Genomic DNA, 11,241 nt, shown 5'->3' on the forward strand with positions numbered 1-11,241 from the left:
CGGACCCCTGCACGCCGCCCGACGCGGAGCCCTGCCCGGGTGCGGTTGGTGCGGACGCCCGGCCACCGCGTGGGCGTGCCCGCGCTGCAGCTCGGTGCGCGTCCGGATGGCATCATCGGGCAGCGAGCGCACCGCGGATGAGCTCGGCCGCGCCTTCCCCGGTGTCCGGATCATCGTCGCCGACGGCGAGCATCCCGTGTCGGGCGTGGACGCGCAGCCCGCCCTCGTCGTCGCCACGCGCGGCGCCGAGCCGATCGCCGAGGGCGGGTATCGGGCGGTCATCCTGCTGGACGGCGATCGGATGCTGCTGGCCGACGACCTGCGGATCGGCGAGTCGTGCCTGCGGTGGTGGTCGAATGCGGCGGCGCTTGCCGCGCCCGGTGCACCCGTCCACCTCGTCGGGGTCACCGGACCGGTGGCGCGCGCGCTGGCCACCTGGACCCAGCCGGCCTACGCCCGCGCAGAACTCGCCGATCGGGCGCCGCTGCGGATGCCGCCGACCGTGCGCGTCGCCGCGCTGGAGGGCACCCTGCCCGCCGTCGAGGACGCGCTGAGCGCCCTGCGCGAAGCGGTGCCCGCGCTCGACGACGACGCCGTGCTCGGCCCCGTGCCGAAGGAGAGCTCGGCCCGCGCCCTCGTGAGGTTCGACTACGGGCTCGGACAGCACGTGACGGAGAGCCTGCGCGCCTCGATCGTGGCCGATGCGCTGCGCGCGCGGAAGAGCGCCAGGAGTCGGGCCGCCGGGGGCTCCGCCCCGAACCCCCGGCCCGCTGACGCCGGTACCCAATGGGGCTCCGCCCCAAACCCCCGGCCCGCTGACGCGCGCCATACACTCAGAGTGCGGGTCGACGTGCCCGACCTCGACCTGTGAGGAACGCTATGCGCCTCGTCTTCGCCGGCACGCCCGATGCCGCGGTCCCGTCGCTGCGCCTGCTCGCCGCCTCCGGCCACGAGATCGCCGCCGTCGTGACCCGGCGCGACGCGCCGGTGGGTCGCAAGCGCGTGATCACACCGTCGCCGGTGGCGCTCGTCGCGGAGGAGCTCGGGATCGACACCGTGCGCACCGACCGATTGGATGCCGCGGCAACCGACCGCATCGCGGCACTGGCCCCCGACCTCGGCGTGATCGTCGCCTACGGCGGGTTGGTGCGAGAGCCGCTCCTGTCCACGCCGAAATCCGGCTGGATCAACCTCCACTTCTCGCTCCTGCCCCGCTGGCGCGGAGCGGCACCGGTTCAGCACGCTCTGATCGCCGGCGACGCCGTCACCGGCGCATCCGTGTTCCAGCTCGTGCCCGCCCTCGACGCCGGCGACGTCTTCGCGGAGCGCGAATACCCGGTTCCGAGCACCGCGACCGCCGGCGAGGTGCTCGCCGCCCTCTCCGAAGAGGGTGCAACGTTGCTGCGCGGAGTGGTCGACGCCATCGCGGCGCGGACCGCGGCGGCGACACCGCAGGCCGGCGAGCCGACGCTCGCCCCCAAGCTCGGCGACGACGACGGGCGCATCCGCTGGGGCGAGTCACGGGGTTCCGTGCTCGCCCGTATCCGCGGGGTCACGCCCGAACCGGGCGCACACACCACTCTCGACGGCGCTCGCGTGAAGATCCTCGCCGCGCGTGCGGCATCCGACGACGCGCCGAACCTCGAACCGGGCGCACTCGCGCTCAACGGACGCGAGGTGCTCGCCGGCACCGGCACCGAGCCGATCGTCGTCGATCGCATTCAACCCGCAGGAAAGGGGCCGATGAACGCCGCAGACTGGTGGCGTGGCCGCCGGGACACCGGCACCCCACCGAGGGCCGGTTCGTGACCGCCGCGAAGGACTCCCGGCGCGTCGCATATGACACGATCCGCGCAGTGAACGAGTCCGACGCGTACGCGAATCTGCTGCTGCCGCGTGCGATCGCCCGGTCCGGGCTGGATACCGCCGACGCCGCGCTCGCGACCGAGCTCACCTACGGCACGCTGCGCCGTCAGGGCACCTACGACGCCGTGATCCGGATCGCCGCCGACCGCAGCATCCAGGAGATCGATCCGGCCGTGCTCGACGTGCTCCGCCTGGGCGTCCATCAGCTGCTGTCCACCCGCGTCGCTTCCCATGCCGCCGTGCACGAGTCCGTCGAACTCGCACGCAGCGCGGGCAGCCGCGGAGCGCCCGGTTTCGTGAACGCCGTGCTGCGACGGATCTCCCGCGAAACGCCCGGCGAATGGATGGAGCGGGTCGCCGCGAGCGCCCGGTCCGACGACGAGCGGCTCGGCCTGGTCTTCTCGCATCCCGTGTGGGTGGTCCGCGCGTTCCGGCGCGCGCTCGCGGCCGAGGGCCGCGCCGACGAGCTGGAGGCGCTGCTGACCGCGGACAACGCGTCGCCCCGCGTCACGATGGCGGCCCTGCCCGGGCTCGCCTCCATCCCCGAGGACGCTCGGCACACGCCGTACTCCCCGCTCGGATTCCGCCTCGGCGGCGGCGACCCGGAACGGCTCGTGACCCAGTCGGGCGGCACACTGCGGGTGCAGGATGAGGGCTCGCAACTGGCCGCCCTCGCGTTGACACGCGCATCGCCGATGGCACCGGGGGAGCGGTGGCTGGACCTGTGCGCCGGGCCCGGCGGCAAGACGGCGGTCCTGGCCGCGGAGGCGTTGCTGCACGGGGCGGCTCTCGAGGCGAACGAGGTGTCTCACGCACGCGCGGGGCTGGTGCGGAAGGCGATTGCGGGGGTGCCGCTCGAAGTGCCGGTGTCGGAGGAGGACGGACGCGTGCGCGCCGGCGAAGGCCGGTACGACCGCATTCTCGTCGACGCACCGTGCACGGGACTCGGAGCACTCCGACGCCGCCCGGAGGCCCGTTGGCGCAAGTCGCCCGCCGACGTGCCCGAACTGACGCAGCTGCAGGGCGACCTGCTGCGGGCCGCGATCGGCGGCCTCCGCCCGGGCGGGATCGTCGCTTACGTCACCTGCTCGCCGCACCTGGCCGAGACCGCGGGGGTCGTCGGCGAGGTGCTCCGCGACATCGGCAGCGGCATCGAAGAGCTCGACGCACGCGAGGTGCTGCGCAGCATGTCGGGTTCCGACCCCGGCCTGCCGGCGCAGAAGGACGGATCGGGCCGCGCCCAGCTGTGGCCACACCGCCACAACACCGACGCCATGTCGATCACCCTGCTGCGCAGAACCTGATCCGGGCGGCGCTCACACGAGCAGACGCACGCGCGGCGACAGGCTCTCCACCTCGGTGCGCAGCACCATCACCGCCGCGGGGTGCAGGCGCGCCAGCTCGCTGGCATCGACGGTGATGAGCGACGCGTGCGGCGCGGCGGCCGTGATCTCACGAAGCAGCGACAGCACCCGTTCCGCACCTGCGAAGCCCAGTTCCCCGCCGAGGCGGACGAGCGGGCCTTCGGGAGTCTCGATCACGGAGACGCCCGGTGCCGCGACGCTCTCGTGCGGCTCCAGCAGGTGAATGCCGAACCGGTCCGAGACGATCTCCATGAAGGCGCTCGCGCGGACGCTGTTCCCGTGCACGTCGAGCCGGGGGCTGAAGCCGGCGACGCCGAACTGCGACGGTGCCACGGCGATCACGCCGCCGCTGACGCCGCTCTTCGCCGGCAGGCCCACCCGCAGCAGCCATTCACCCGAGAAGTCGTACATGCCGCAGCTGGCCATGATCGAGGTGACATCGCGTGCCACGCGTTCCGACACCACACGGGAGCCGGTGACCGGGTTGACCCCGCCGAAGGCGAGGGTCGCCGCCATCACCGCGAGATCGCGGACCGTGACCAGCACCGAGCACTGCCGGAAGTAGCTCTCGACCGCGTCGTCCACCGATCCGGTCACGATCCCGTAGGACTTCAGCAGGTGTGCCAGCGCACGGTTGCGTTCGCCCGTCGACGACTCGGAGGCGTAGACGGACTCGTCGATCCAGAGCGAACGGCCGGCGAACGCCGACATCATCGCCACGATGCGGCCGGTCCGATCATCGATGTCGGCGCCCGGGATGAGGGCGGTCGTCGCGATCGCGCCGGCGTTGACCATCGGATTCGCCGGGCGCCCGGTGTGAGCCTCCAGACTGATCGCGTTGAACGGCTCGCCGCTGGGCTCGGCACCGACGCGGGCGAGCACCTCCTCGCGGCCGAGGTTCTCCAGGGCGAGGGCGAGCACGAAGGGCTTCGACATCGACTGGATCGTGAAGGTCGCGTCCTCGTCGCCCACCGTGAAGACGCGGCCGCGCGGACCGACCACGCCGAACGCGAGCAGACCCACGTCGGCCGAGGCGAGCTCGGGGATGTACGCGGCGGGTGCGCCCGATCCCAGAGGGCGGACCTCCTCCAGCACCGTTTCGAGCATCGCCGTGATCGGGTCCACGGCTCGACCATAATGGACGCGTGCACAGCCGTGAGGAAGTCAGGGGCCAGAGCCGAGTGAGAGTTCCGAGCGACGTGCGGATCAACCCGAGCATCCTCGCCGCCGATTTCGCGAACATGCAGGCGGAGCTCGCGCGCATCGACGGAGCCGACTTCGTGCACGTCGACGTCATGGACAACCACTTCGTGCCGAACCTGACGTTCGGTCCGCAGATGGTGGGGCGCATCCAGGCGACCAGCCCGGTGCCCCTGGATGTGCACCTGATGATCGACGCGCCCGAGGTCTGGGCGCCCGAGTACGCCGAGCTCGGCGCCGCCTCGGTGACCTTCCACCTGGAGGCGGCCACCGAGCCCGTCGCTCTCGCCCGAAGGCTCCGCGCGATCGGCGCCCGTGCCGGGATCGCCGTGAAGCCGGCGACGGCCATCGAGGGGCTGTTCGACGTACTGGACGAGTTCGACCAGGTCCTCGTGATGACGGTGGAGCCCGGCTTCGGCGGTCAGTCCTTCATGCCCGAGACCCTGCCCAAGCTGCGGACGCTCGCCGGCGAGGCGCGACGGCGCGGCTCGGCCGTCTGGCTCCAGGTCGACGGCGGGATCGGCGAATCCACGATCGCGCAGGCCGCCGAAGCGGGAGCCGACACGTTCGTCGCGGGTTCCGCGGTGTTCGGCGCTCTCGATCCAGACGCGGCGATCGCCGGGCTGCGCGTTACTGCCGGCCGCCACCGCTCTGCGCGGTGACACCATGACGGGGACTGAGGGGGACAGCATGGATCCGGTCACACCACCCGACGAGCCGGCAGAAGAGGCGACCCCGTCCAGCACCGCCCGCCTGCGCGCCGTGGCCGGCAAGCCCGCGCGGCGTGTGCTCGACGCCTACAGCGGCGAGCACGGCGTGTACGGCATCGTCCTGGTGACCGCACTGATCGCGGTGAGCTGGGAGGACGAGACCGACTTCGACGTGATGCTCTTCGTCATCGGCACCACATTCGTCTTCTGGCTCGCCCACATCTACGCCGCCGTCGTCGCGAGCCGGGCCGCCCGGCCGCCGCTCGTCCTGCGAACCGCAGTCGCCCGCGGCATCCGTCACACCTATGGCATGCTCGTCGCGATGCTGATTCCGGTGGCGCTGCTGTTCCTCGCGGTGATCGGGCTGGTGGAGGAGTACACCGCGTACTACCTCGCCCTCGCGAGCGGCATCGTCCTGCTGGGGCTCATCGGCTACGCGAACGCCGCTCGCAACGGAGGGAATTGGCTGTGGCGGCTGGGCGGGATCCTCTCGACGACCCTGCTGGGCGCCCTCGTCATCGTGCTGAGCATCCTCGTCCACTGAACGGATGCCGCTCGGTCGGCCGACGGCCGGCGCCTCAGGGCGCGCCGGTTCGATACCCTGGCAAGGTGAAGACGTTCGACGCGTTGTTCGCGGAGCTGACCGCCAAGGCGGCCGAGCGCCCCGAGGGATCGGGCACGGTCGCGCAGCTCGATGCGGGCGTGCACGCGATCGGCAAGAAGATCGTCGAGGAGGCCGCCGAGGTCTGGATGGCGGCCGAGTACGAGTCGACGGATGCCGCTGCCGAGGAGATCTCGCAGCTGCTCTACCACCTGCAGGTGCTGATGCTCGCGAGGGGCCTCAGCCTCGAAGACGTCTACCGACATCTCTGAGCAGCTCCCGCCGACCGCCCCCGAATCCGAAAGCCCTCCCGCCATGCTGCGAATCGCCGTGCCCAACAAGGGCTCCCTCGCCGACACCTCCACCGAGATGCTCCAAGAGGCGGGCTACACCGGTCGTCGCGACCCGAAGGACCTCCACATCATCGACCCGGCGAACGAGGTCGAGTTCTTCTATCTGCGTCCGAAGGACATCGCGACGTACGTCGGCTCGGGGGCGCTCGATGTCGGGATCACCGGGCGCGACCTGCTCCTGGACGCGCGGATGCCGGGCGCGCGCGAGATCGAGTCCCTCGGCTTCGGGGAGTCGACCTTCCGCTTCGCCGCGCCGCCGGGCCGTTTCACGTCGGTCGAAGGCCTCGAGGGCGTGCGCGTCGCCACCGCCTACCCGGGCCTTGTCGACGGCTTCCTCGACGATCACGGCGTCGCGGTCGACCTGGTACCGCTGGACGGCGCCGTCGAATCGGCGGTGCGTCTCGGCGTTGCGGATGCCGTGGCCGACGTGGTCTCGACCGGCACCACCCTCCGTCAGGCGGGGCTGGAGATCTTCGGACCCGTCATCCTCGAATCCGAGGCCGTCCTGATCGGCGCGCCCGAGGAGGCCGACGGCACGCAGACCCTCCTGCGCAGGCTCCGCGGGGTGATGGTGGCGCGCCGGTACGTGCTCATCGACTACGACCTGCCCGCCCGCCTGATCGATGAGGCGGTGGCCATCGCGCCGGGCATCGAGTCGCCGACGATCTCGCCGCTTCGCGACCCGGAATGGCTGGCTGTGCGGGTGATGAGCCCCCGCAAGGACGTCAACCGGGTGATGGATGCGCTGTACGCGATCGGAGCCCGGGCGATCCTCGTCACGGCGATCCACAACGCGAGGCTGTAGCGATGGCTCTGGTCTGCCGTGTGATCCCGTGCCTGGACGTCGCCGCCGGGCGCGTGGTGAAGGGCGTCAACTTCGAGAATCTCCGCGACATGGGCGATCCCGTCGAACTCGCCCGCGAGTACTTCGCACAGGGTGCGGACGAGCTGACTTTCCTGGACGTGACGGCCACGGTCGACGAGCGCTCGACGACTCACGAGGTGGTCCGCCGCACGGCCGAGGAGGTGTTCATCCCCCTGACGGTCGGGGGAGGAGTGCGCTCGGCCGATGATGTCGCCCGGCTCCTCGGCGTCGGCGCCGACAAGGTGGGCGTCAACTCGGCAGCCATCGCGCGGCCCGACCTGATCGATGAGATCGCAGACCGCTTCGGGGCGCAGGTGCTCGTGCTGTCGCTGGATGTGAAGCGGGCGCCGGGCACGCACTCGGGATTCGTCGTCACCACGCACGGCGGACGAACCCTGACCTCGCTGGACGCCCTGGACTGGGCGCGCGAGGCCATCGAGCGCGGTGCCGGGGAGCTTCTGGTCAACTCGATCGACGCCGACGGCACCAAAGAGGGCTTCGATCTCGAGCTCGTCGCGCTGATGCGCGAGGTCTCGAGCGTGCCCGTGATCGCCTCCGGGGGCGCGGGCCGTGCCCAGGACTTCGCGCCGGCGATCGCCGCGGGTGCGGACGCCGTGCTCGCGGCCAGCGTCTTCCATTCGGGTCAGCTGACGATCGGCGAGGTCAAGGACGCGATGAGCGCGGAAGGGATCGAGGTGCGCGCATGAGCGAGACGGTGGACGAGCGGATCTCCCGTGTCGCCTTCACGGCGGACGGACTGGTCGCGGCGATCATCCAGCAGGAGGACACGCGCGAGGTCCTGATGCTCGGATGGATGGATGCCGAGGCCCTCCGCCGCACCCTCACGAGCGGGCGCGTGACGTTCTGGTCGCGCTCCCGACGGGAGTACTGGCGCAAGGGCGACACGTCGGGCAACATCCAGCTGGTGCGCGCCGCGCGTCTGGACTGCGACGGCGACGCGATCCTGATCGAGGTCGACCAGGTCGGCCCCGCATGCCATACCGGCACACGAACCTGCTTCGACGCCGGGGACCTCCACGCGGTGCCCGGGCCCGCCCGCGCAGCCCGATGAGTCCGGCTGCGAACCGCCTCCCGTGATGCGACGCGCTCGCCTCCTCGGGGTCCTCGCCGCGGTCGCCGTCGGTGCGATCGGGGTCATCTCGTCGACTCAGACCTGGCTCATAGCCGTCCTCGACGACGGTGCGCAGCACGAGCTGGCCGTCGCCGGCGCAGCCGCGGTTCCGGTCCTGGCGCCGCTCAGTCTGGCGGTGCTGGCACTCGGAGCGGCGTTGTCGATCGTCGGACTCGTGCTGCGCTACGTCTTCGGCGGGCTGACGGTCGTGATCGCCGGCATCCTGGGTTATCTGAGTGCGCAGGTGGCGTTCACCGCACCCGTTTCGGCGGTCGCCTCGACCGTCACGGCCGCGACCGGCATCACCGGCGCGGACGCCGTCGCCGCCCTGGTCTCGTCGGTCGCCCCGACGCCCTGGCCGGCTCTCACCCTCGCGGCCTGCGCGGTGCTCCTGGCGAGCGGCCTGTGGGTCCGCGCGACCGCGCGAGGGTGGGGTTCCAGCGGCCGGAAGTATGCGCCTGCGACGACGGCGGCCGCTCGACCGGTCGACGCGGTCGACTCCTGGGACGAGCTGTCGCACGGCGAGGATCCGACCGCCCGACCCCGCTAGACTGGCCCGAGCCCGCGCTATCCCGGAGGAATCTTCATGAGCCACAACAACGGCGAACCCGGCCACGGACACTCTCCGGCAGCATGGACCGCTGTCGTGATCATGCTCGCCGCGTTCACGATCGGCACCCTCGCGTTCTGGTTCGACGTGCCGTGGCTCGTGTGGGCCTCCGCGGGCCTGGTCGTCGTCGGCGCGCTCGTCGGGTGGGGCATGTCGAGGGCCGGCTACGGCGTCAACGGCTCGAAGTACACCCCGAAAGAGCATTGAACAATCGTGCTGAGCGCGCGCCAGTGAGCCCAAGCATGCTCGCCGACCTCACGGCGGGCGCAGTGCAGGATGCCGAGGCGCGCGCCGCCGAACGTCCGCTCGCCACCGTGGAGAAGGCCGCTTCGGCTCAGTCCGCCGCTCGCGACGCGCTCGCGTTCCTCGCGCCCGCCGATCGCGTGAAGATCATCGCCGAGGTCAAGCGCGCGAGTCCCTCCCGCGGCGACCTGGCCGAGATCCCCGATCCGGCGCTGCAAGCACGGCTCTACGAGCAGGGCGGCGCGTCGACCATCTCGGTGCTCACCGAGGGCCGGCGGTTCAAGGGGAGCCTCGCCGACCTCGAGGCCGTGCGCGCCGCCGTTCAGCTGCCGGTGCTGCGCAAGGACTTCATCGCGACCGAGTACCAGGTGCTCGAGGCGCGCGCGGCCGGAGCGGACCTCGTGCTGCTCATCGTCGCGGCGCTCGAGCAGGACGTGCTGCTGCGGCTGCACACCCTGGTGCTCGAGCTCGGCATGACGCCGCTCGTCGAGACGCACTCCGCGGACGAGGTCTCACGTGCGGCGGACGTCGGCGCGAAACTCGTCGGCGTGAACGCACGCGACCTGTCGACGTTCGCGCTCGACCGCGATCTGTTCGGCCGGCTCGCCGGGAAGATCCCCGCCGATGCGATCAAGATCGCGGAGTCCGCCGTCCTCGCGCCCGCCGACGTGGCGCACTACCGCGCCGCGGGCGCCGACGTGGTGCTCATCGGCGAAGCCCTTGTCACGGGTGACCCCGTGGCCACCCTGACGGCGTTCCTCGGAGCCGGAGCGGGCGACGTGATCAGCGAGCGAAGCGAGTCGAAGTGAGTCTGCGAGAAGCACCGGGCCCGTTCTTCGGCGAGTTCGGCGGACGCTACATGCCGGAGTCCCTGATCGCCGCGATCGACGAGCTCACCGCGGTGTACGAGGACGCGATGGCCGATCCCGCCTTCCAGGTCGAGCTGCTCGGGCTGCTCCACTCGTACGCGGGGCGACCGTCCGCCCTCACCGAGGTCCCCCGGTTCGCCACGCACGCGGGTGGGGGACGAATCTTCCTCAAGCGCGAGGATCTCAACCACACCGGCTCGCACAAGATCAACAACGTGCTCGGCCAGGCCCTGCTCACCAAACGCCTGGGCAAGACGCGGGTCATCGCCGAGACCGGCGCCGGGCAGCACGGCGTCGCCACGGCCACCGCCGCGGCGCTGTTCGGATTCGACTGCACCATCTACATGGGCGAGGTCGACACTCAGCGTCAGGCGCTCAACGTCGCCCGCATGCGCCTGCTGGGCGCCGAGGTGATCCCGGTCGCGACGGGTTCGCGCACCCTCAAAGACGCGATCAACGACGCCTACCGCGACTGGGTGGCGAGCGTCGAGACGACCAACTACATCTTCGGCACCGCCGCGGGCCCGCACCCCTTCCCTGCCATGGTCCGCGACTTCCAGCGCATCATCGGCGAGGAGGCGCGCGCGCAGCTGCTCGACGAGCTGGGCCGCCTGCCCGACGCCGTCTTCGCGTGCGTCGGCGGCGGCTCCAACGCGATCGGCATGTTCGACGCCTTCCTGGATGACGAGACGGTTCGCCTGTACGGCGTCGAGGCGGCCGGCGACGGCGTCGACACGCCGCGTCACGCGGCATCCATCGAACGTGGACGCCCCGGCGTGCTGCATGGCGCGAAGACGTTCGTCCTCCAGGACGAGGACGGACAGACGATCGAATCCCACTCGATCTCGGCCGGACTGGATTACCCCGGCGTCGGCCCTGAGCACGCGTGGCTGGCGTCGATCGGGCGCGCCGATTACATCCCGGCGACCGACGACGAGGCGATGCAGGCGCTGCGGCTGCTGTCCGAGACCGAGGGGATCATCCCGGCCATCGAGTCCGCCCACGCGCTCGCCGGCGCGCTGCGGGTCGGCCGCGAGCTCGGCCCGGACGCCGTGATCGCGATCTGCCTCTCCGGGCGGGGCGACAAGGACATGGACACCGCTGCCCGCTACTTCGAGCTGTACGACGCCGAGGCCGCGGCGGATGGATCGCCGGTCGCGACCCCCGAACCGGCCGACGAGGCCAAGGGCGAGGGGACCGAGCTGTGACCTCGCGCGTGGCCGCGGCGATCGATGCCGCCACCGCCGACGGCCGAGGCGCGTTCGTCGGCTACCTCCCGCTCGGCTTCCCCGACCTGCAGACCAGCATCGAGGCCGCCGTCCTGCTCGCCGAGAGCGGCGCCGACGTCCTCGAGCTCGGGCCGCCGTACTCCGATCCGGTGATGGACGGAACGGTGATCCAGGAGGCCACCCAGACGGCCCTGGCCGG

The 11,241-nt window shown here is 71.6% G+C and carries 14 protein-coding genes and 1 pseudogene; 14 read left to right on the plus strand and 1 reads right to left on the minus strand.

Annotation, left to right across the window (positions count from 1 at the left end):
- The 3 genes and pseudogenes from VFX99_RS02340 to VFX99_RS02350 form a co-directional block, all read left to right on the plus strand.
- Positions 1–871 (plus strand): annotated as a pseudogene (locus VFX99_RS02340) (primosomal protein N'); the annotation flags it as partial.
- An 8-nt stretch (positions 872–879) separates the two neighbouring features.
- Positions 880–1,809, plus strand: coding sequence for a methionyl-tRNA formyltransferase (gene fmt, locus VFX99_RS02345; RefSeq protein WP_329664710.1), 930 nt, complete (start codon positions 880–882; stop codon positions 1,807–1,809).
- Entirely contained in the window at positions 1,806–3,170 is a 1,365-nt protein-coding gene (locus VFX99_RS02350) for an RsmB/NOP family class I SAM-dependent RNA methyltransferase (protein WP_329664711.1), read from the plus strand. Before fmt ends, VFX99_RS02350 begins: the two co-directional genes overlap by 4 nt.
- A gap of 12 nt (positions 3,171–3,182) precedes the next feature.
- Here VFX99_RS02350 and glsA read toward each other — a convergent pair whose 3' ends face one another.
- Positions 3,183–4,355: a glutaminase A gene (glsA, locus tag VFX99_RS02355; RefSeq protein ID WP_329664712.1), complete on the minus strand. Its 1,173-nt coding sequence runs from the start codon at positions 4,353–4,355 to the stop codon at positions 3,183–3,185.
- A 56-nt stretch (positions 4,356–4,411) separates the two neighbouring features.
- On the opposite strand from glsA, the gene rpe reads away from it, so the two are divergent.
- The 11 genes from rpe to VFX99_RS02410 form a co-directional block, all read left to right on the plus strand.
- A complete protein-coding gene (rpe, locus tag VFX99_RS02360; RefSeq protein ID WP_414684310.1) occupies positions 4,412–5,092 on the plus strand; it encodes a ribulose-phosphate 3-epimerase in 681 nt (226 codons plus the stop codon).
- Positions 5,093–5,120: 28 nt separating this feature from the next.
- A complete protein-coding gene (locus VFX99_RS02365) occupies positions 5,121–5,684 on the plus strand; it encodes a hypothetical protein (protein ID WP_329664714.1) in 564 nt (187 codons plus the stop codon).
- 65 nt (positions 5,685–5,749) lie between these two features.
- A complete protein-coding gene (locus tag VFX99_RS02370; RefSeq protein ID WP_329664715.1) occupies positions 5,750–6,013 on the plus strand; it encodes a phosphoribosyl-ATP diphosphatase in 264 nt (87 codons plus the stop codon).
- 43 nt (positions 6,014–6,056) lie between these two features.
- Positions 6,057–6,899 (plus strand): ATP phosphoribosyltransferase, encoded by an 843-nt coding sequence (gene hisG, locus VFX99_RS02375; protein WP_329664716.1) that lies wholly within the window; start codon positions 6,057–6,059, stop codon positions 6,897–6,899.
- Between the two features lie 2 nt (positions 6,900–6,901).
- Positions 6,902–7,666 (plus strand): imidazole glycerol phosphate synthase subunit HisF, encoded by a 765-nt coding sequence (hisF, locus tag VFX99_RS02380; RefSeq protein WP_329664717.1) that lies wholly within the window; start codon positions 6,902–6,904, stop codon positions 7,664–7,666.
- Complete coding sequence (gene hisI, locus VFX99_RS02385) at positions 7,663–8,031, plus strand: phosphoribosyl-AMP cyclohydrolase (protein ID WP_329664718.1); 369 nt, start codon at positions 7,663–7,665, stop codon at positions 8,029–8,031. The genes hisF and hisI overlap by 4 nt, the downstream gene beginning before the upstream one ends.
- 25 nt (positions 8,032–8,056) lie before the next feature.
- Positions 8,057–8,641, plus strand: a complete 585-nt coding sequence (locus tag VFX99_RS02390; RefSeq protein WP_329664719.1) for a Trp biosynthesis-associated membrane protein — start codon at positions 8,057–8,059, stop codon at positions 8,639–8,641.
- 36 nt (positions 8,642–8,677) lie between these two features.
- A complete protein-coding gene (locus VFX99_RS02395) occupies positions 8,678–8,908 on the plus strand; it encodes a DUF6704 family protein (RefSeq protein WP_329664720.1) in 231 nt (76 codons plus the stop codon).
- A gap of 35 nt (positions 8,909–8,943) precedes the next feature.
- Positions 8,944–9,753 (plus strand): indole-3-glycerol phosphate synthase TrpC, encoded by an 810-nt coding sequence (gene trpC, locus VFX99_RS02400; RefSeq protein ID WP_329664721.1) that lies wholly within the window; start codon positions 8,944–8,946, stop codon positions 9,751–9,753.
- Positions 9,750–11,021 (plus strand): tryptophan synthase subunit beta, encoded by a 1,272-nt coding sequence (gene trpB, locus VFX99_RS02405; protein ID WP_329664722.1) that lies wholly within the window; start codon positions 9,750–9,752, stop codon positions 11,019–11,021. The genes trpC and trpB overlap by 4 nt, the downstream gene beginning before the upstream one ends.
- On the plus strand, positions 11,018–11,241 hold a 224-nt coding region (locus VFX99_RS02410), incomplete at its 3' end, for a tryptophan synthase subunit alpha (protein WP_329664723.1). The genes trpB and VFX99_RS02410, both read left to right, overlap by 4 nt.

Source organism: Microbacterium sp., from assembly GCF_036277215.1.
GTDB lineage: Bacteria > Actinomycetota > Actinomycetes > Actinomycetales > Microbacteriaceae > Microbacterium.

Coding starts and splice junctions, on each gene's coding strand:
- fmt (WP_329664710.1), top strand. CDS start 880: ATGCGCCTCGTCTTCGCCGGCACGCCCGATGCCGCGGTCCCGTCGCTG.
- VFX99_RS02365 (WP_329664714.1), top strand. CDS start 5,121: ATGGATCCGGTCACACCACCCGACGAGCCGGCAGAAGAGGCGACCCCG.
- hisG (WP_329664716.1), top strand. CDS start 6,057: ATGCTGCGAATCGCCGTGCCCAACAAGGGCTCCCTCGCCGACACCTCC.
- hisF (WP_329664717.1), top strand. CDS start 6,902: ATGGCTCTGGTCTGCCGTGTGATCCCGTGCCTGGACGTCGCCGCCGGG.
- hisI (WP_329664718.1), top strand. CDS start 7,663: ATGAGCGAGACGGTGGACGAGCGGATCTCCCGTGTCGCCTTCACGGCG.
- VFX99_RS02390 (WP_329664719.1), top strand. CDS start 8,057: ATGCGACGCGCTCGCCTCCTCGGGGTCCTCGCCGCGGTCGCCGTCGGT.
- VFX99_RS02395 (WP_329664720.1), top strand. CDS start 8,678: ATGAGCCACAACAACGGCGAACCCGGCCACGGACACTCTCCGGCAGCA.
- trpC (WP_329664721.1), top strand. CDS start 8,944: ATGCTCGCCGACCTCACGGCGGGCGCAGTGCAGGATGCCGAGGCGCGC.